At 57.9% G+C, this 18,910-nt stretch carries 17 protein-coding genes; 5 read left to right on the top strand and 12 right to left on the bottom strand.

Annotated features, from left to right (window positions below):
- Positions 1-14: 14 nt before the first annotated feature.
- From AC2FI8_RS09505 to AC2FI8_RS09490, 4 genes are all read right to left on the bottom strand, one after another.
- Positions 15-890, bottom strand: a complete 876-nt coding sequence (locus tag AC2FI8_RS09505) for a F0F1 ATP synthase subunit gamma (protein ID WP_496723962.1) — start codon at positions 888-890, stop codon at positions 15-17.
- A gap of 15 nt (positions 891-905) precedes the next feature.
- A complete protein-coding gene (atpA, locus tag AC2FI8_RS09500) occupies positions 906-2,444 on the bottom strand; it encodes a F0F1 ATP synthase subunit alpha (protein ID WP_058275507.1) in 1,539 nt (512 codons plus the stop codon).
- A complete protein-coding gene (locus AC2FI8_RS09495; protein ID WP_108859262.1) occupies positions 2,445-3,005 on the bottom strand; it encodes a F0F1 ATP synthase subunit delta in 561 nt (186 codons plus the stop codon). It lies immediately after the preceding gene.
- A gap of 311 nt (positions 3,006-3,316) precedes the next feature.
- The gene (locus AC2FI8_RS09490) at positions 3,317-4,051 is read right to left on the bottom strand and encodes a class I SAM-dependent methyltransferase (protein WP_496738220.1); all 735 of its coding nucleotides are present in this window, start codon (positions 4,049-4,051) and stop codon (positions 3,317-3,319) included.
- A 61-nt stretch (positions 4,052-4,112) separates the two neighbouring features.
- Here AC2FI8_RS09490 and gloB point away from each other — a divergent pair, with 61 nt between their 5' ends.
- The 3 genes from gloB to AC2FI8_RS09475 all read left to right on the top strand — a co-directional run bounded on the left by gloB (position 4,113) and on the right by AC2FI8_RS09475 (position 8,403).
- The gene (gloB, locus tag AC2FI8_RS09485; protein ID WP_496778725.1) at positions 4,113-4,880 is read left to right on the top strand and encodes a hydroxyacylglutathione hydrolase; all 768 of its coding nucleotides are present in this window, start codon (positions 4,113-4,115) and stop codon (positions 4,878-4,880) included.
- Between the two features lie 172 nt (positions 4,881-5,052).
- Positions 5,053-7,377, top strand: coding sequence for an ATP-dependent Clp protease ATP-binding subunit ClpA (clpA, locus tag AC2FI8_RS09480; protein WP_496738222.1), 2,325 nt, complete (start codon positions 5,053-5,055; stop codon positions 7,375-7,377).
- 138 nt (positions 7,378-7,515) lie between these two features.
- Entirely contained in the window at positions 7,516-8,403 is an 888-nt protein-coding gene (locus AC2FI8_RS09475; RefSeq protein ID WP_496778724.1) for a YHYH protein, read from the top strand.
- A gap of 26 nt (positions 8,404-8,429) precedes the next feature.
- Here the strand turns inward: AC2FI8_RS09475 and AC2FI8_RS09470 are convergent, their stop codons facing one another.
- From AC2FI8_RS09470 to AC2FI8_RS09460, 3 genes are all read right to left on the bottom strand, one after another.
- Positions 8,430-10,130, bottom strand: a complete 1,701-nt coding sequence (locus AC2FI8_RS09470; protein ID WP_496738224.1) for a peptidoglycan -binding protein — start codon at positions 10,128-10,130, stop codon at positions 8,430-8,432.
- Between the two features lie 3 nt (positions 10,131-10,133).
- Positions 10,134-11,312 (bottom strand): biopolymer transporter ExbB, encoded by a 1,179-nt coding sequence (locus AC2FI8_RS09465; protein WP_496723955.1) that lies wholly within the window; start codon positions 11,310-11,312, stop codon positions 10,134-10,136.
- 69 nt (positions 11,313-11,381) lie between these two features.
- Positions 11,382-11,912 (bottom strand): gamma-glutamylcyclotransferase, encoded by a 531-nt coding sequence (locus AC2FI8_RS09460; RefSeq protein WP_496778722.1) that lies wholly within the window; start codon positions 11,910-11,912, stop codon positions 11,382-11,384.
- A 67-nt stretch (positions 11,913-11,979) separates the two neighbouring features.
- Between AC2FI8_RS09460 and AC2FI8_RS09455 the strand changes: the two genes are divergently transcribed.
- Positions 11,980-12,981: a DUF2125 domain-containing protein gene (locus AC2FI8_RS09455; protein WP_496738227.1), complete on the top strand. Its 1,002-nt coding sequence runs from the start codon at positions 11,980-11,982 to the stop codon at positions 12,979-12,981.
- On the opposite strand, the gene AC2FI8_RS09450 is transcribed toward AC2FI8_RS09455, so the two are convergent.
- From AC2FI8_RS09450 to AC2FI8_RS09435, 4 genes are all read right to left on the bottom strand, one after another.
- The gene (locus AC2FI8_RS09450) at positions 12,978-13,829 is read right to left on the bottom strand and encodes an extensin-like domain-containing protein (RefSeq protein WP_496778720.1); all 852 of its coding nucleotides are present in this window, start codon (positions 13,827-13,829) and stop codon (positions 12,978-12,980) included. The genes AC2FI8_RS09455 and AC2FI8_RS09450 overlap by 4 nt on opposite strands.
- On the bottom strand, positions 13,826-14,746 hold the full coding sequence (locus tag AC2FI8_RS09445) for a prephenate/arogenate dehydrogenase family protein (protein ID WP_496769124.1): 921 nt from the start codon (positions 14,744-14,746) through the stop codon (positions 13,826-13,828). Before AC2FI8_RS09445 ends, AC2FI8_RS09450 begins: the two co-directional genes overlap by 4 nt.
- Complete coding sequence (hisC, locus tag AC2FI8_RS09440) at positions 14,743-15,828, bottom strand: histidinol-phosphate transaminase (protein ID WP_496778718.1); 1,086 nt, start codon at positions 15,826-15,828, stop codon at positions 14,743-14,745. Before hisC ends, AC2FI8_RS09445 begins: the two co-directional genes overlap by 4 nt.
- Positions 15,829-15,892: 64 nt before the next feature.
- Positions 15,893-17,308, bottom strand: coding sequence for an aminotransferase class V-fold PLP-dependent enzyme (locus AC2FI8_RS09435; RefSeq protein ID WP_496778716.1), 1,416 nt, complete (start codon positions 17,306-17,308; stop codon positions 15,893-15,895).
- Positions 17,309-17,411: 103 nt separating this feature from the next.
- On the opposite strand from AC2FI8_RS09435, the gene AC2FI8_RS09430 reads away from it, so the two are divergent.
- Positions 17,412-17,873, top strand: a complete 462-nt coding sequence (locus AC2FI8_RS09430) for an Lrp/AsnC family transcriptional regulator (RefSeq protein WP_108859492.1) — start codon at positions 17,412-17,414, stop codon at positions 17,871-17,873.
- Between the two features lie 277 nt (positions 17,874-18,150).
- Here AC2FI8_RS09430 and rpsD read toward each other — a convergent pair whose 3' ends face one another.
- Complete coding sequence (rpsD, locus tag AC2FI8_RS09425) at positions 18,151-18,771, bottom strand: 30S ribosomal protein S4 (RefSeq protein ID WP_058275494.1); 621 nt, start codon at positions 18,769-18,771, stop codon at positions 18,151-18,153.
- Positions 18,772-18,910: the final 139 nt, after the last annotated feature.

The raw sequence follows: 18,910 nt of genomic DNA, 5'->3' as shown, positions 1-18,910 counted from the left end.
TCTCCGGTTTGTCTCTACAGCGCTTCGGCGCCGGAAATAATTTCAATCAGCTCGTTGGTGATCACGGCCTGACGCGAACGGTTGAACTGGATCGTCAGCTTGTCGATCATCTCACCCGCGTTGCGTGTTGCGTTGTCCATCGCGGACATACGTGCACCCTGTTCCGAGGCTCCGTTTTCGAGCAGAGCCGAGAAGATTGCAGTCGCAACCCCCTTGGGCAGCAGGTCGGCCAGAATAGCCTCTTCGCTGGGCTCGTAGTCGAACACGGCACCACTGTCGTCGCCCTCGGTGTCCTCGAACGAGGCAGGGATAACCTGTTGTGCCGTCGGGATCTGGGTCACAACGTTGACGAACTTCGAATAGAAGATCGTGGCAACGTCGAACTGACCCCCGTCGAAGCGGGACAGAACATCCTTCGCGATGTCTTGCGCGTTGGTGTAACCCAGACGCTTGACCTCGCTCAGGTCGATATGTCCAACGAACAGATCGCCAAGATCACGCTTGAGCGCGTCGCGGCCCTTCTTGCCGACAGTCAAAACCTTGACCGTCTTGCCTTTCAGGCGCAGCTCTTCCGCTTTGACACGGGCCAGCTTGGCGATACTCGAGTTGAAGCCGCCACACAGGCCGCGTTCAGCTGTCATGACAACCAGCAGATGGACATCATCACTGCCCGTACCACGGAGCAGCTTGGGGGCGCTGTCGCTGCCCCCGACCGATGCCGCCAGCCCCGCCATCACGGCATTGAACCGTTCGGCATAGGGACGAGAGGCTTCGGCAGATTCCTGGGCGCGGCGCAGTTTTGCAGCCGCGACCATCTGCATGGCCTTGGTGATCTTGCGGGTCGATTTGACCGACTCGATCCTGTTTTTAAGATCCTTAAGATTTGGCATGTGCCCGCCTCTCCCTTAAGCGAAGGTTGCGGCGTATTCGTCCAGCGCAGCCTTGATCTTGTCGGAAGCGTCGCCCTTGATCTTGGGATCTTCGTCGGTGATCCACTGAAGCAGGTCGGCGTGCTTGCCGCGCAGGTGCGCCAGCAGGCCAGCTTCGTAACGGCCAACATCGGACACGTCGATCTTGTCGAGGTAACCGTTGGTGCCGGCGAAGATGACGCAGACGATTTCAGCGTTGGTCAGTGGCGAGTATTGCGGCTGTTTCATCAGCTCGGTCAGACGCGCACCACGGTTCAGCAACTGCTGGGTCGCGGCGTCAAGGTCGGAACCAAACTGCGCAAACGCAGCCATTTCGCGGTACTGAGCCAGTTCCAGCTTAACCGGACCGGCAACCGACTTCATCGAGTTGGTCTGAGCCGAAGAGCCCACACGCGAAACCGACAGACCGGTGTTCACAGCAGGACGGATGCCCTGATAGAACAGTTCGGTTTCCAGGAAGATCTGGCCGTCGGTGATCGAGATCACGTTGGTCGGAATAAACGCCGAAACGTCACCACCTTGCGTTTCGATAACCGGCAGAGCGGTCAGCGAGCCAGCACCAAAGTCTTCGTTCAGCTTCGCCGAACGCTCCAGTAGGCGGGAGTGGAGATAGAAAACATCGCCAGGATAGGCTTCACGTCCGGGCGGACGACGCAGCAGCAGCGACATCTGACGATAAGACACAGCCTGTTTCGACAGGTCATCATAGATGATCAGAGCGTGGCGGCCATTGTCGCGGAAGAACTCGGCCATTGCGGTTGCGGCATAGGGTGCCAGGAACTGCATCGGCGCCGGGTCGGACGCGGTTGCGGCCACAACGATCGAGTAGTCAATCGCGCCGGACTCTTCCAGTTTCTTAACCAGCTGCGCAACGGTCGAACGCTTTTGGCCGATCGCGACGTAAACGCAGTACAGCTTCTTCGACTCGTCGTCGCCTGCCGCATCGTTGTAGGTTTTCTGGTTCAGGATCGCGTCCAGAGCAACGGCAGTTTTACCGGTCTGACGGTCACCAATGATCAGTTCCCGCTGGCCACGGCCAATCGGGATCATGGCGTCAACCGACTTCAGGCCGGTTGCCATCGGCTCGTGAACCGATTTACGCGGGATGATGCCCGGTGCTTTGACGTCAGCAACGCCACGCTCGGTGGATTCGATGGGGCCTTTGCCGTCCAGCGGGTTACCCAGGCCGTCAACAACACGACCCAGCAGACCGTTACCAATCGGAACGTCCACGATCGAGTTGGTGCGCTTGACGATGTCACCTTCTTTGATGTCACGGTCGGAACCGAAGATAACGACACCAACGTTGTCGCTTTCCAGGTTCAGCGCCATGCCCATGATGCCGCCGGGGAATTCGACCATCTCACCCGCTTGCACATTGTCCAGACCGTATACGCGGGCAATCCCGTCACCGACGCTCAGCACGCGACCGATTTCGGCCACTTCGGCTTCCTGACCAAAATTCTTGATCTGGTCCTTCAGGATTGCAGAAATCTCTGCAGCTTGGATTCCCATTTATCCGACCTCTTTCATTGCATTCTGTAGGGAGTTGAGCTTCGAACGGATCGAGCTATCGATCATCTTCGAGCCCACTTTAACGACAAGACCGCCAATGAGGCTTTCATCAACGGTCGCATTTATTGTCACGGTCTTGCCCACACGCTCGGACAGCGTCTTGGACAGTTTTTCCAGTTGTGTCTTGGTCAGCGCCTTGGCCGACGCGACATCGGCGGTCACTTCGCCACGTTCGTCCGCCAGCATGTCGCGCAGAACCTGCACCAACTCGGGAACGACGAACAGACGGCGCTTCTGTGCCATCAGAGCCAGCGTGTTACGCATGATGGCGTGCAGACCCATTTTGTCAGCGATTGCGATAATGGCGCCTTCTTGTTCGGCGCGAGACACCAGAGGCGATGCGATCAGGTCGCGCAGCTCGGCGCTTTCGCCCAATGCTGCTGCCAGATCGTTGATTCCGGTTTCCAGACCTGCGAGGTCATTATTCTCTTTGGCGATCTCAAAGATCGCGGTGGCATAGCGCTTGGCGATGCCTGTGGAAATCGAAGCTGGTTCGGACACGTCCACCCTTCCGATATTTTGGGCCCCGAATTCGCGTTGCGGCAGCTACCCCGGGGGCGTGAAGAAACCCCGGCCAGACGGTCGGGGATCAAAATCACCGGGGGTCTAGCAGAGCCGAACCCAGCTAGCAATATATTATCACGGCAACAGGCTTATCCACAAAATGTTTAATTTCAAATAGTTAAGCCGGGTGCGACCCTTTTATCCGGCTTAAACGGACGAAAAATGTTACGAAAGTGTAGGTTTTTGCGATTCCTGTGTCCTATTTCCCTCAATTTTCGCAAATTAAAGTGGGAAATTGGCTGGACGGCTCACGCTGGCTTCAGCAAGCCATCAAGCGCTTTGATCGGACGACGTTCTGCATCTTTTGTGACACTTCCACTGGGCGGTCGGATGTGTTTCGTGACTTCGACCATCAGCACGCCGCCCGCCATGATTGTCGGTAGCCGTTGCCCGGTCTTTTCAATCAGGCTCGCCGACTTTAGCCAGAAACGTCTGAACGATGGCGGCAAGTAAAGAGCGGAACAATGGCTTTCCGGGTTAAAATGATGCGCCTTAAGTTGGCTCTCCAACTGCGAAGCCGTGTACGGCCGCCCAAAACCGAATGGTGTCTTATCCGTCCGCGACCACAGCCCTGCCCGGTTCGGCACAACAAAGAATGCGCGCCCCCCCGGCCCCAGCACCCGCCAGCACTCGCTCAGCAATTGGCTAGGCCGCTGCGACGTCTCAAGCCCGTGCATCACAATCAGCTTGTCGACATGGCCCGTTTCAATGGGCCACAGGGTTTCTTCGGTCAAAACCGACACATTGGGCATTCCGGCGGGCCAAGGCATGACGCCCTGCGGCCCCGGCATCAGGCCGATGACGCGACGGGCGTCCGCAAGATAAGGACGCAGCAATGGAACCGCAAAGCCGAATCCTGCAACCGTTTGCCCCTTGGCCTCGGGCCATTGCTCGATCAATCGCCCACGGATCGCCGCTTGCGCGGCACGACCCAGAGTGCTGCGATAGTAGAAGTTCCTCAAATCCTGCACATCAAGATGCATTGCAGACACCTGGTCAATCGGCTTAGCTGGGCGCAGTCTAGCAACGAAAGGGCAAAAGGCCATGCCTCTTGAGGTCGTCACCATCCCATGTCTCAGCGACAATTACGCATTTCTGGCGCATGACGCCGCAAGCGGCAATACCGCACTGGTCGACGCGCCCGAAGCCGGGCCCATTCTGGCCGAGTTGGACAAGCGCGGCTGGACATTATCCCATGTTCTTCTAACCCATCACCATTGGGACCATGTGGATGGCCTGTCTGCCATTTTGGAAAAACACCCGGCCAAAGTTGTTGGCGCGGCTGCCGATGCGTACCGCCTGCCCCCGCTGGATCAGCAGGTCAGTGACGGCGATACGTTTGAATTCGGAAGCGAGCAGATTCGGGTGCTGGATGTGTCCGGCCATACTGTTGGCCATGTCGCCTTTTACATGCCGGACAGCGCAGTTGTTTTCACAGCAGACAGCCTCATGGCTTTGGGGTGTGGGCGCTTGTTCGAAGGCACGGCACCGCAGATGTGGGCTTCTCTCAGCAAGCTGGCCGCGCTTCCCGATGAGACAATCGTATGCTCGGGCCACGAATACACGCAATCAAACGCAAAATTCGCGTTGACCGTCGATCCAACCAATGCTGCGCTGCAAAAACGCGCTGATGATATCAACCGCGCGCGGGCTGCCGGAGAACCCACGGTTCCTTCGACGATGGCGCTGGAAAAGGCCACAAACCCGTTCTTGCGGGCCGCAGATCCGGCGATTCAGGCGCACTTGGGAATGCAAAATTCAGACCCCGCAGAAGTTTTTGCTGAAATTCGGACTAGAAAAGACAGCTTCTAGTACCCAAATTGCCTTCCTCACGGCCACGGTCACGTGAAATGTGACTGTCAAGAGCAAGAAAACCCTTGAAGCCGGGCCACGATCAACCAAACTCTAATAGTATGAGGACATGGTTGGGATGGGGTTCCGGCCGAAGCCTGCCCCTTTCGACCCAAGACAGAGGAGCACCCGCGTGCCTTCATTCTCGAGCACATTAGAACAAGCCATCCACGCGGCCTTGGCAGCTGCGAATGAACGGCGTCACGAATTTGCCACGCTAGAGCATCTGCTTCTGGCGTTACTTGAAGAACCTGACGCCATCCGCGTCATGAAGGCCTGCAGCGTCGATCTGGAAGAACTGCGCAGCACTCTGGTTGAATTCATTGACGAGGACCTGTCCAATCTGGTCACGGATATCGACGGTTCCGAGGCCGTGCCAACGGCCGCTTTCCAGCGCGTCATACAACGCGCGGCGATCCACGTCCAAAGCTCGGGCCGGACCGAAGTGACCGGCGCAAACGTTCTGGTCGCCATCTTTGCCGAACGTGAAAGCAATGCCGCCTATTTCCTGCAAGAGCAGGACATGACGCGCTATGACGCGGTAAACTTCATCGCGCACGGCGTGGCCAAAGACCCTGCCTACGGTGAAAACCGCTCGGTATCCGGCGCGGATCAGGTCGAGGAAGAGGCTCAACCTGGCGTCACCGAAGGCGAACAGAAGGAAAGCGCGCTCGGGAAGTACTGCATTGACCTGAACGCTAAATCGCGCGCAGGCGATGTCGACCCGCTGATCGGTCGAGCTGATGAGGTTGAGCGTTGTATTCAGGTCCTGTGCCGTCGCCGCAAGAACAACCCACTGTTGGTTGGGGACCCGGGCGTGGGCAAGACGGCTATTGCGGAAGGCCTGGCACGTAAGATTGTTGGCGGCGAAGCGCCAGATGTACTGTCTGAGACCACAATTTATTCTCTCGACATGGGTGCTCTGCTGGCAGGTACCCGCTATCGCGGCGACTTTGAGGAACGCCTGAAGGCGGTTGTGACCGAATTGGAAGACCACCCCGACGCGGTGCTGTTCATTGATGAAATTCACACCGTGATCGGTGCCGGTGCAACGTCGGGTGGCGCGATGGATGCGTCGAACCTGCTGAAACCTGCCCTGCAGGGCGGCAAGCTGCGCACCATGGGCTCGACCACATACAAGGAATTCCGTCAGCATTTTGAAAAGGACCGCGCGCTAAGCCGCCGGTTCCAGAAGATCGACGTGAGCGAGCCTTCGGTCGAAGACAGCGTGAAAATTCTGCGCGGTCTGAAACCCTATTTCGAAGAACATCACGAGATCAAATACACCGCTGATGCCATCAAGACCGCAGTGGAACTGTCGGCCCGCTACATCAACGACCGTAAACTGCCCGACAAGGCCATCGATGTAATCGATGAGGCCGGTGCGGCGCAGCATCTGGTGGCTGAAAGCAAAAGGCGCAAGACCATTGGGGTCAAGGAAATCGAGGCGGTCGTCGCCAAGATCGCCCGCATCCCACCCAAGAACGTCACCAAAGACGATGCCGAAGTGCTGAAAGACCTCGAGGCCTCGTTGAAACGTGTCGTGTTCGGCCAGGATCTTGCAATCGAGGCGTTGTCCAGTGCGATCAAGCTGGCGCGTGCCGGTTTGCGTGAACCTGAAAAGCCCATCGGCAACTATCTGTTCGCTGGCCCGACCGGTGTGGGTAAAACCGAAGTCGCGAAACAGCTGGCGGATACGCTGGGTGTGGAACTGCTGCGCTTTGACATGTCTGAATACATGGAGAAGCACGCCGTTTCCCGTCTGATTGGCGCGCCTCCGGGCTATGTAGGCTTTGATCAGGGTGGTCTGCTGACCGACGGCGTCGACCAGCATCCGCATTGCGTGCTGCTGCTGGATGAGATCGAAAAGGCCCATCCGGACGTGTTCAACATCCTTTTGCAGGTGATGGACCACGGTGAGTTGACCGATCACAACGGACGTACGGTGAACTTCCGCAACGTTGTGCTGATCATGACCTCGAACGCGGGTGCGCAGGAACAGGCCAAGGCTGCCATCGGCTTTGCCCGTGACCGTCGCGAGGGCGAGGATACGGCCGCAATCGAACGTATGTTCACGCCGGAATTCCGCAACCGCCTGGACGCTGTGATCTCCTTCGCGCCACTGCCGAAAGAGGTCATCCTGCAGGTGGTCGAGAAGTTCGTTCTGCAGCTTGAAGCGCAATTGCTGGATCGCAATGTGACCATCGACCTGACCCCCAAAGCTGCCGCGTGGCTGGCGGACAAAGGGTATGATGACAAGATGGGTGCTCGCCCTCTGGGTCGTGTCATTCAGGAACACATCAAGAAACCATTGGCCGAGGAGTTGCTGTTCGGAAAGCTGGCCAAGGGTGGTGTGGTCCGCGTGTCCGTCAAAAAGGGCGATTTGAACCTGGAAATTCTTGGCCCCGATCAACCGCGTATTCCGGGCGACAAACCTCCGCTTTTAACCGCGGACTAAGACCCAATTTTCTCAATGAAATTGATCGCCCGGTTGCCCAGCAACCGGGCGATTTCGTTTCCAATACAAGCGAAATCGACGGAATAACCAACCCTGCGCGTTTCAATGTCACTGTTGAATCGCAAAAAGGGGATTTTGATGACCAAAACCGTCGCCGTTTGGAGCGTTGCTTTCGCTCTCTCCGCCGTTGCCGCCATTGCAACCGCCCAGCACCGATTTCGGTATCATGACGAGACGGAAACACGACCGTTGCGCTTGCAGGCCGCAACGGTTGATCCGGGGCACAGCCACTCTGAAATCTCTGAGACCCGCAAAAGTATACGCGTCTCGGCAAACGGGATCCCCGATCACCTTGTCGGGCGCTTTCCGAACCAAGGCAACCCGCACAGCATTTCCGAGCAACGTGTCAATTTGAAAGTACCGACGAACCCGAAATCCAATCGATCCACCACCCCGCTTGAAATGGGTTGGAATTTTGGTGTGTCTCTGAACGGCGTCGTGTTCGACCCGCTGGCCGCTGAGTTCTGGCAGGGCAATCCCCGCTCAGGCTGGTCATACAATGCGCTTGGGGGCGCGGTTACTTTGGGGTTCGACGAAAACTATGCGCACGTTCAACCCAATGGAAAATACCATTATCACGGCATTCCCACCGGTTTTATTGAGCTGCTGAACTATACACCCAACCGACATTCACCGCTGATCGGATATGCGGCAGACGGCTTCCCAATCTATGCGATGACCGGCGTTGTGGATGGGAAAGTGACACAAATTAAGTCGTCCTACCGTCTGAAGAACGGCAACCGCCCCGGAGGAAACGCGCCCGACGGAAAACATGATGGCACATTCAATGAGGACTACGCCTATGTAGCAGGCGCCGGAAATCTGGATGAATGTAACGGAGCCTTTACGGTTTCGCCTGAATATCCATCTGGAACGTATGCCTATTTCCTGACTGAAAGTTACCCGGTCATCCCGCGCTGCTTTGCGGGCAAGCCCGATAGCAGCTTTCGGTTCGGTCGTCGCTAACCCGGGTTTCTTAACGAGTGTCTCGGTTACCTTTCGGTGAGTTTCAGCTCGATTCGGCGGTTTTGCGCCCGGGCCTCCGGGGTGTCTGCCGGGTTTACGGGCTGGAACTCACCAAAACCGTTTGCGGCCAATCGGCTCGGCGGGATACCCAGCGCATCGACCATGTACCGCACTACGGACAAGGCACGACCCTGACTAAGTTCCCAATTGTCGCGATAGCGCCCGGAACCGGCCAGCGGCACGTTATCAGTGTGACCATCAACGCGGATCACCCAGTTCAGGCCTTCGGGAATTTCAGCCGCCACGCTGCGCAGGATATTTGCCACCTTGGCGATGTCCTGCTGCCCGGCCGGTGACAAAACGGCCGAACCCGTGTCAAACAGGACCTCGGACGAGAACACAAAACGGTCGCCTTCGATCCGAACGCCTTCTTCATCCCCTAGGACGTCGCGCAATCTTCCAAAGAACTCTGACCGATAGCGCTGCAGGTCCTCGGCCTGCGCCGCCAATTCCTGATTTTGTCCAGACAGAGCTTCGGCCTCGGCCTCCAGCCGGGCACGCTCAGCCTCTTCCAACAGACGCCGACGGCGTTCTTCCGAGGCCGCGCGGGCCAAAGCTGCGTTCAGGTCCTGACCCAGGGTCTGAATTCGAATGTCCGAAGCGGCGTTGCGTTCTTCATAGTCGTCCAACAACGCCTGCAACCCGCCAAGTTGTTGGCGCAGTGCCGCCATCTGTTGGTTCAACAACGCCGTCTCTCGCTGCGCTTTTGCGGAAATCGTTTTCTCATCTGAGATCGCTTCACGGGCCAAAGCCAATAAGTTTGCACGCTCTTCGGCTAACGAGCGCTGCGATTGTGCCTCGGCCTGCGCCTCGGTCTGCGCGGCCAAAGCGGCTTGTAGTTGCGCCTGCAACTCCTCTGCGTCCAGCGCACCAAACTGGCGCTCAAGTTCGGCCCTGGCAGCTTGAGCGGCGGCAAGCAGGGTCAGCGTATCCTCAGCTTCTTTGCGCTGCGCTTCCAATGCCAGCGTCATCGCCGTCAACTCGGCATCCGCATTCTGCAGACGATTGCGCAGGTTCTCGGCAGCCGCAGCCTCGGCCAGCTTGGCGGCTTCTTCCGCGCTGAGCTGGTTTTCCAGTTCACCGATCCGAGTGGATTGCGCAGCATCGCTTTGTTCGAGATCCGCAACCAACGCCTCCAACGCCTCGCGTTGGGCGGCTGCCAGCCGGGCGGCTTCGGCCTGTTCATCGATCTCCGACCGACTTTGCGCCAGCGCGAGGTTCAGCGCCTCTTGGTCCTCCAGCAACTTGGCACGCTGGGATTCCAGTGTTGCAATTGCACTGCGTGCCCGCTCCTGATCCGTCAAAAGTGCGGCGACCTGCGCCTCAAAATCCGTGATACGCGCCTGCGACAGCGCCAAGTCCACTTCGGCCCGCGCCAGCGTATCTTCAGTTTGCGACAGGGTCGTGTTCAACGCGCCAAGACGGGCCTCCAGGCGGTTATTCTCACGCTCCTCCAATCCCAATGCCCCGGCCAGCGCTGCGACTTCATCCGACAGGGCGGTCAATTCGTCCTCTTGCCCGGAAATGGTTTCGCGCAACACGAACTGCACCACCATAAAGATGGTCAGAACGAAGGTCAGCACCATCAGCAAACCGGTGATCGCGTCAACAAAACCCGGCCAAACCGAGCCCTGAAAACGCTGACCTGTGCGGCGGGACAGAGCCATGGATTACTCTCCTTCCGGAGCGGTGCGAACGGCGCCTCGGGGCAATGTCAGGGCTTTGACAAGCAGTTCGATATCCTTGCGCAATTCGCTCATGCTTTCCTGGCGACCGGCCGAGATTTCTTCGAGGATGCGCAATAGTTGAACGTCCATCGACCGCAGACGCATCCGGCTTTCGGCGTCAATTCCATCCCCTGTACCCTGATCACGCATGTGATCCAGAAGGGCGTCCTGCCCAAGGGCCACGCGTTCCAATGCGGCTGTCACCCCTTCGGATTCAGACTGTCGCACGTTCATCTCACCGATCGCGTCGACCAGTTGGCCCAGTTTGACCGACACGGCAGCACGATCAGCCTCTTGCCCCGAAAACAGGTCCTGCAGTGCATCCATCTGTTCGGACATCGCGTCCAGAACTGGGGTCAGAACCGCAAGCTCTGCGCCACCCTCATCTGCAGCCGCAAAACCAACGCGGGTGATTGAGGACAACCATTCCTCAAGCTCGCGGTAGAACCGGTTCTGGCCGTGACCTGCGAACAGTTCCAGCAAACCGACGATCAGAGACCCGGCAAGGCCCAAAAGGGACGACCCAAATGCCACGCCCATTCCTTGTAGCTGGGCTTCTAACCCCACCATCAGGCGGTTGAATACGGCCAGCCCTTCTTCGCCCTCTTGCGGGTTCAGGCTGCGGATCGTGTCGACAATGGCTGGAACGGTGGTCGCCAAGCCAAAGAACGTGCCCAAAAGGCCCAGATAAATCAGAACATTGGTAATATAGCGCGTGATCTCACGCTCTTCCTCGACGCGTTCCGCGACCGAATCCAGGATCGACCGGGTCGAACTTGAGCTGATCTGCGATCGTGCACCGCGTTCGCGCAGCAATGAGGCTAAAGGTGCCAGCAATTGCGGCGTGCGCGCGTCTTCGCGGACAACGCCGCCAACAAAAGCTTCAATCCAGCGCACCGACCCAATCAGCTGTGTCACCTGAAAGAAACAAGCAAAAACGCCGATTATGAAAACCAGGATGATAAAGCCGTTCAGGTACGGGTTGGCCTGAAATACCGGCAACACATAAGGCAGCGCCATAAAGACGCCCAAGCCTGCCAGGCCAATTGCGACCAACATCATCACAATTTGACGGATGGGATGCGAGAATTGGGGTCTCGCGCCCTGATGTGCCTGCGCCATGCGCGTAATTCCCGGTTCTTGCCTGCTCTGGCGTGAATCTAGCCAAAATCCACCGGGTACGCCAAGGATTTATGCGGTAATGCTGCGCACCCGTTGCGCTAACCACTCAAGATCGGGATCGCGCAGGTCGATCTCGGCCAGATGTTCAGCAGTATTATACAGGTATTCTGTGTTCGGACCGCGCCCGCCAACTGCGTGTGCTATGATCTGCGCCTGCTCTTCCAATGGCATACCGCCACAATATTGGACGTGATCCGCGTCGATCACATAGGTCACCGCGGTGACGACTTCGCCGTTGTTCAAATGCACATCAAGGTTTTTCTCGACATAGGCTGACGAAATCAGCTCACGCTCGCGCAACTCATGCAAGGTGCGCTCTTCATGGCCGGTCTCGACCGAAAGTGCCAAGCCAGTGCAATTGGCATCAGCCTGTTCATCCAGTGCCAGCACAAGGCCGGGGTGTTCTTCGGTGCCGCGATGGTGGATCGAGCTCATGCAGAACGACCGGGCGTATCCATGCAATGTGGCGTGTTCGCTGCGGGCGACCGGAAAGCCCGGATTCCACAGCAGTGATCCATATCCAAAAACCCACATCGTCATAGCTCTGGTCCTTGCCCGTTTCGGCCTATAAACATCAAATTCAACGCGGGAAAAAGGGCCAACTGCCATGCGCGGTCTAATACGAGTAGTCATTTTCTTAACGGTTATCTGGAGCGCCTATTGGTTCGTTGCCGGATTCGGATTGCGCAACGCAATCACCGCCTGGTTCGACAATCAGCAGGAACAAGGCTGGCAGGCGGACTTTTCCGATGTTTCAACAGCCGGGTATCCGTTTCGTCACGTTACGCGCCTGAACAGTCCTGCTCTGGCAGACCCGGTCAACGGCACCGCGTGGAGCGCGGATTGGATTGAGTTCCAAAGTCCTGCGATCTGGCCCGGGCGCCAGGTGCTGCGCTTTGCCGACACGCCCCAGCGCCTGTCCTATTTTGATCAGACTGCGACCATTGAAGCCAGCGATCTGCAAGCCGAGCTACAGCTGCAACCCGGTGTGGCGCTGGAGCTGGAAAAAATGGCTTTGACCGCGGGTTCATGGTTGATCACCGATGATGCCGAAGCGCTGGCTGGCGGCGATACGCTGACATTGGTTATGGAACAGACCTCTATTCCGGTAACCTATGCCATCGGCGCTCGAATAGACGGGTTTACCCCGGGAGATGGTCTGCGCGATTTGATGCGGTCTGCGACCACGTTGCCGCAGGCGTTTGAGACGCTCGAACTGGACATGACGGCCACGTTCAACAAACCGTGGGATCGTACGGCTCTAGAACAGGGTAGACCACAGCCGGTGAAGATTGACCTGAACCTGGCCGAGATGAAATGGGGCGCTTTGCGTTTGTTTGCGGCGGGTGAGCTCGACATTGACCACCAGGGCATCCCAACGGGCGAGATTGCGGTCAAAGCTGAAAACTGGCGCGACATGATTGCCATGGCCAATGCCGCAGGCGCCCTGCCCGATCAGGCCGTTGATCCTGTGACACGAGCGCTGAATTTCATGGCCGGGTTGGGTGGAAACCCAAATGCGCTGGATCTGCAGCTTAACTTTCGGGACGGTTTCGTGGCACTTGGGCCGTTGCCGCTGGGGCCTGCGCCCCGCCTGATCTTGCGTTAACGGCAGTATGGCCCGCGACGATGGCGGGCGGTATCCAGATGGAAATGATCCCGGTGATATCGGTCGGCGTTTGGCCCTAGTACAGTGCCAAACGGCCCGCACGCTTCGCGCCAGATCTTGACCAGTTGTTTTTGGGACGGGTTCTTGCGCCACCCGTTCAGGACCGACACAACCTCTCCATCGGCCATCTTGAAAGCCGAGATATCAATTGCACGGCCTTTGCCGTGCTCGGAAATACGGGCGCCTTTACGGTTGTTTCGCGTCCGACACGCGTAATGAGCTGCGACCTGCAACTGGACCACCGGCCCGCGTCTCTTGAAGGTCGGCTTGACTGCCTTTTCAACCCACTTGTTCAGCGCAACAGCCGTTCCACAATCCATCGTGGAAGGACGACTAAGCGTCACCCCCGAGATCGAGGTGATCTGCACTGCGTCCTTGATCCCACACGCCTTGATCTTACCCGGTACAGTGCCGACTGGCTTGCCCTGTATATTGATGTCGCCGCATACCGACCCCTTACGCAACTTACGCTTTTTGAACAGCGCCTCCTGCTCAAGGGCTTTGGGCCGCAGGTACGGCATCAGCGATGTGTCTGGTCCAAGCAGGGGCAGGTCTGCGGGACGGGCCGCGACCGCCAAAACCTGCGGCGACGCTGGCCGCAACTCCGGGCGTATCGTCGCCGGAGGCAGCTGAGGCAACACCGCGCTGCTGAGGACGATCTGTTGCGGGACCAGTACAGTGCCGGGCCGCGACAATGGTATTAACGAGCGTTCCAGTGAACCAGCCTGAGTCGACGCTGCGCAAAGCGCTGCAAATGCAATCAGAGTGGTTCTCCAGCCCCGTGTCATGGGTTCGTTTTCCCCCGTCCGAAATCTGGCGCATCCGTGTCTTGCCCGGCGTCAATGATGCCGCGGCGGATCGCGCGTGTACGGGTGAAATAGTCGAATAGTTGCTCGCCGTCACCTGTTCTGATTGCGCGCTGCAAGGCAAACAGCTCTTCGGTAAACCGGCCAAGGATCTCCAGCGTCGCTTCCTTGTTGGTCAGGAACACGTCACGCCACATCGTCGGATCCGAGGCTGCAATGCGGGTGAAGTCCCGGAACCCCGCAGCGGAATACTTGATAACTTCGGTATCGGTGACCCGACGCAGATCATCCGCCACGCCAACCATTGTGTAGGCGATCAAGTGCGGCGCATGCGATGTCACGGCCAGAACCAGATCATGGTGATCCGCGTCCATTTCATCAACGTTTGAGCCCATGCCTTCCCACATCGCTCGCAGGCGGGCAATCGCGTCCGGATCAGAGCCTTCGACCGGAACCAACAGGCACCAGCGGTTATCAAATAGCTCGGCAAATCCCGATTCCGGGCCAGAATGCTCGGTCCCCGCCAACGGGTGCGCGGGTATGAAATGAACGCCATCAGGGATTTCAGGCCCAACGGCCTGAATAACGTGGTGCTTGACCGAGCCGACATCTGTCACTGTCGCCCCAGGTTTCAATGCGGGCGCAATTTCCTTTGCAACAGCCCCCATCGCGCCGACAGGGACGCAGAGCACGACAAGATCCGCGCCCTCGACCGCCTCTTGCGCGCTGTCGCAAACGCGGTCGCACAGACCGATACGGCGGGCCGTTTCGCGGGTGGCCTCGGACCTCGCATAGCCAGTCACCTCGCCCGCAAGCCCGGCGCGTTTGATCGCCCAGAACATTGACGAGGCGATCAAGCCCAGCCCGATCAAGGCCACACGGTCGTAAACTTGGCTCATGCGGCGCCCCCTTTGAACGCAGTGATGGCCGCAACAACACGGCGGCAGGCTTCTTCGTCGCCCACGGTGATCCGCAGGGCATTTGGCAGGTTGTAGCCCGCCACGCGGCGCACGATCAAACCCTGGGTCTTGAGATAGTCGTCACACGCTTCGGCCTCGGCCTGGTTGGCAAAGCGGGCGAGGATGAAATTGGTGCAGGACGCATCCGACGGAATCCCGATCTTGTCCAGTTCTTCCGACAGCCACACCCGCAGGCGCGCGTTTTCAGCCTGGCAGAAGGACAGGAATTCCAAGTCATTCACCGCTGCCTCTGCAGCAGCCAACGCGGTCAAGGACAGGTTGAACGGCTGGCGCACCCGATTCAGAACGTCGATAATCGACTGTGCGGCATAGCCCCAGCCGACACGCATCCCACCCAGACCGTACACCTTGGAAAAGGTGCGCGTCATAATCACGTTGTCAAATCGGTCTACCAGCGATGCACCGCCGTCGAACCCTTCGACAAACTCGGCATAGGCCCCGTCGATCACGATCAGGCAGGTCTTGGGTAATGCCTCGGCCAAACGCAGCAATTCAGCCTCGGGGATCATAGTCGAGGTCGGGTTGCCCGGGTTCGTCACGAACACGATCCGGGTCTGGTCGGTCACGGCGGCCAAAATGTTGTCGACATCCACGTGGCGGTTGCGCTCGGCCACCATCACCGGTGTCGCGCCGGCCATACGGGCGATGATCGGGTACATTGAAAACCCGTGCTCGGTATAGATGACGTCATCGCCCGGCCCGGCATAGGCCTGGGCGATGAATTGCAGCACCTCGTCACTGCCTACGCCGCAGATTAACCGCGCAGGGTCCAACCCGTGCCTTGCGCCTACCGCTGCGCGCAAACTGGCGTGGTCGGTGCTGGGATACCGATGAAGCGTCGCCGCACTACCGCGCACGGCCTCGATCGCCTTGGGGCTGGGACCAAACGGATTTTCGTTGGAGCTGAGCTTGATCACATGCTCTACCCCCGCCACATGCGACTGGCCGCCCTGATAGAGCGCGATGTCCATAATGCCGGGTTGCGGGGTGATCTTGTTCATAAGAGGCTCCGTTGTTGGAGCCTCTCATACCCGTCTCAACGCGTTGAGAAAAGCGGCAATTCCGTCACGCCGCTTTGAAGCGGGCGGTCGCCGGGTCGGCGTTGTAATAAGGGGCGAATTCTTCTGTCCTGTGGGACAGATCATTGACGCTGTCGATGATGAACTGAACCGTCGCCTCGCTCATCAGATACGAGAAGTTCAGCCGCACCCATCCGGGTTTCTTCATCTCTTCGCCCGCAGACAGGGCCGCATGCAATTCAGCGGACGTTGCGCGGTCGATTTCCAGCAAGCGATGCGCATATGGCCCGGCACAGGCGCAACCACCGCGCGCCTGAATGCCGTAGATGTCGCTGAGCATCCGGGTAAACAGCTGCTGATGCACCGGCTGGCCGGAGTTGTCCCGCACAAGGAAAGAATAGATCGGCAAACGATGCGGGTTTTCAGTACCTAGCAAAGTCAGGTTCGGATTGTCGCCCCACCCTTTCAATGCCATTTCATTGTACCGGGCTTCGCGTTCAGCAATTTCATCCGTGCCGACGACATCCTTAACGATGAAAGACAGCGCGGCGCGGATATCTCCGATCACATTGGGTGTTCCGGCTTCTTCTCGCGTGGCCAAATCCTCGCTGTAGTCATGGCGCCAGGGCGACACAAAGCTGACAGTGCCGCCACCAGGCCAACTTGGGCAAGTGCGGCGAACTGCGTTCTGATTGACGATCAGCACACCGGACGCGCCCGGGCCGCCCGGGAATTTGTGCGGGGAGACTACGATGGCGTCCTTGCGCGCATCTTCCGGCCCCATGTCCATCGGCAAATATGGTCCACCACCAGCGTAATCCCAGATCGAAACAGCGCCATGAGACTTGAGCAGCCGCGTGATCGGGTCCGGGTGTGTAATGATGCCGGTTACGTTAGAGGCAGCGGAAAATGAACCGACAATCAGATCGGAATCGGAATTGTCCACCAATGCCCGTTCAAGTGCACCCAGATCAACGCCACCTTCAGGCGCTTCGGGGATTTCGATGACCTGCGCTTTGCTTTCCCGCCAGGGGAGGATGTTCGAATGATGCTCATATGGCCCGATCAGAACAACCGGCCGGTCAGCCCCCTCAATTCCCATCAAACTGACCAGCCGGTTAAGGCCCGCAGTGGCGCCGGACCCGGTAAAGATCACCGCGTCGTCTTCCTTTGCTCCAACAATGCGGGCTATTTCCGCGCGCGCTTCGCGGCGCAGACGGGTCATATACGACCCACAATAGGAGGCCTCAGTGTGGCTGTTGGCATAAAAAGGCAGCACCTCATGGGCGACAAAATCCTCTACCTGCTGCAGCGCACGACCCGAAGCGACGTAGTCCGCATAAACCAGCGGCACGTCCCCATTCAGACCGGGGATCAGAACATTCTCTCCGATCAGCCCGTCGCGCAGGGTTGAATTGCGAGTGGTGGATTGGAGGTCCGCGCGAAATTTGGACAAGGTCATGATTAATTCTCCATATTGCATCACCAAATATGATTGAATGAGGATGCAGAAACTTCACCTTTCTTTTGGTGGATTTCTAAAATTTTGTGTCATATGCTTCTATATGGCCGAAAAACTAGATCAAATTGACAAGCGTATCCTTCGCGAACTTCAAACAGACGCAACACTGTCCCAGCGTGAGTTGGCGGACCGAGTCGGATTGTCGCAAAATGCCTGCTGGCGGCGGCTGAAGGCGTTGAACGAAAATGGCGTCATTACCGGTTCGACCGCGCGGATCGCCCGCGAAAAACTGGGGCTGAGCCTTGTGGTCTTTGTTATGCTGCGCACCCGGCACCATTCGGCGGAATGGCTGCAAGCCTTTCGAAGCCATGTCCTAACCATCCCCGAGGTGGTGGATTTTCACCGCATAGGTGGCGACTATGACTATCAGTTGAAAGTCGTCACGCAAGATATGACGTCATATGACAAGGTGTATCAGCGATTGATCGACAAGGTCGAACTAGACAGTGTGACCTCGTACTTTGCGATGGAGGCCATCGCCGAAAGCAGGCCCCTGCCAATTTGACTCAGCGCCTTCGGCGGGCTTGATCAGTAATTTGGCTGCAAGGCTGTTCGTAGGTTGTTACGCGTTCAATTCGAAATGCAGCTTGTGCAAGCCGAGCGTGAATTCCAGCATCCCACCCAATGCGGGCGTTCTGCTGAGGCACTTCGGTTGATACTTTTTGAAAACCCGAGACGCAAATTTTGGACATGCCGTCAAACCCAATACGCGTCGTCACATGACCAAACAAAAAAGGGCCGCGCAAACTGCGCGGCCCTGGAATTCTGGGTGTCGGCGAAAATTAGTTCTTCGCGTAGAATTCGACGACCAGGTTCGGCTCCATGACGACCGGGTACGGCACATCGCCCAGGCCCGGCGCGCGAACGAAGGTCGCTGTCATTTTCGAGTGGTCGGCGTCGATGTAGTCAGGCACGTCACGCTCGGCCAGAGCGGCAGCTTCCAGAACAACGGCCAGTTGCTTGGATTTGTCGCGTACTTCGATTACGTCGCCTTCTTTGACACGGTAGCTAGGGATGTTGACCCGCTTGCCGTTCACTTTGACGTGGCCGTGGTTCACGAACTGACGTGCAGCAAAGACAGTTGCAACAAATTTGGCGCGGTAAACAACAGCGTCCAGACGACGCTCCAGCAGGCCGATCAGGTTTTCACCGGTGTCGCCGTTCACACGTACGGCTTCGGCATAGATGCGGCGGAATTGCTTCTCGGTCAGGTCGCCATAGTAGCCTTTCAGCTTCTGCTTGGCGCGCAGCTGCAGACCGAAGTCCGACAGCTTGCCCTTGCGGCGCTGGCCGTGCTGGCCGGGGCCGTACTCACGACGGTTGACTGGGGATTTCGGACGACCCCAGATGTTTTCCCCCATCCGGCGGTCAATTTTGTACTTGGCAGACGTGCGTTTGGTCACGGCTGATCTCCTTCTTTAGGTCGAGGCCCACACAGGCCACTATGAAGGGCGTTGTCCTCTTGAGGTTTCCCCCATGACAGGAATCCCCTTACGGGGCCCACCAACACCAATGAAGCCGCGCTTATATCCGCAGAACTGG

Source organism: Ruegeria sp. CDSB029 (assembly GCF_059611125.1).
Note: the sequence above shows the minus strand (reverse complement) of the source record. Positions and strands in the feature narration are given on the sequence as shown.

Coding starts and splice junctions, on each gene's coding strand:
- atpA (WP_058275507.1), bottom strand. CDS start 2,444: ATGGGAATCCAAGCTGCAGAGATTTCTGCAATCCTGAAGGACCAGATC.
- AC2FI8_RS09450 (WP_496778720.1), bottom strand. CDS start 13,829: ATGACACGGGGCTGGAGAACCACTCTGATTGCATTTGCAGCGCTTTGC.
- AC2FI8_RS09490 (WP_496738220.1), bottom strand. CDS start 4,051: ATGCATCTTGATGTGCAGGATTTGAGGAACTTCTACTATCGCAGCACT.
- AC2FI8_RS09465 (WP_496723955.1), bottom strand. CDS start 11,312: ATGGCGCAGGCACATCAGGGCGCGAGACCCCAATTCTCGCATCCCATC.
- AC2FI8_RS09455 (WP_496738227.1), top strand. CDS start 11,980: ATGCGCGGTCTAATACGAGTAGTCATTTTCTTAACGGTTATCTGGAGC.
- hisC (WP_496778718.1), bottom strand. CDS start 15,828: ATGAACAAGATCACCCCGCAACCCGGCATTATGGACATCGCGCTCTAT.
- AC2FI8_RS09430 (WP_108859492.1), top strand. CDS start 17,412: ATGGCCGAAAAACTAGATCAAATTGACAAGCGTATCCTTCGCGAACTT.
- AC2FI8_RS09470 (WP_496738224.1), bottom strand. CDS start 10,130: ATGGCTCTGTCCCGCCGCACAGGTCAGCGTTTTCAGGGCTCGGTTTGG.
- AC2FI8_RS09435 (WP_496778716.1), bottom strand. CDS start 17,308: ATGACCTTGTCCAAATTTCGCGCGGACCTCCAATCCACCACTCGCAAT.
- gloB (WP_496778725.1), top strand. CDS start 4,113: ATGCCTCTTGAGGTCGTCACCATCCCATGTCTCAGCGACAATTACGCA.
- AC2FI8_RS09505 (WP_496723962.1), bottom strand. CDS start 890: ATGCCAAATCTTAAGGATCTTAAAAACAGGATCGAGTCGGTCAAATCG.
- AC2FI8_RS09460 (WP_496778722.1), bottom strand. CDS start 11,912: ATGACGATGTGGGTTTTTGGATATGGATCACTGCTGTGGAATCCGGGC.
- AC2FI8_RS09475 (WP_496778724.1), top strand. CDS start 7,516: ATGACCAAAACCGTCGCCGTTTGGAGCGTTGCTTTCGCTCTCTCCGCC.
- AC2FI8_RS09445 (WP_496769124.1), bottom strand. CDS start 14,746: ATGAGCCAAGTTTACGACCGTGTGGCCTTGATCGGGCTGGGCTTGATC.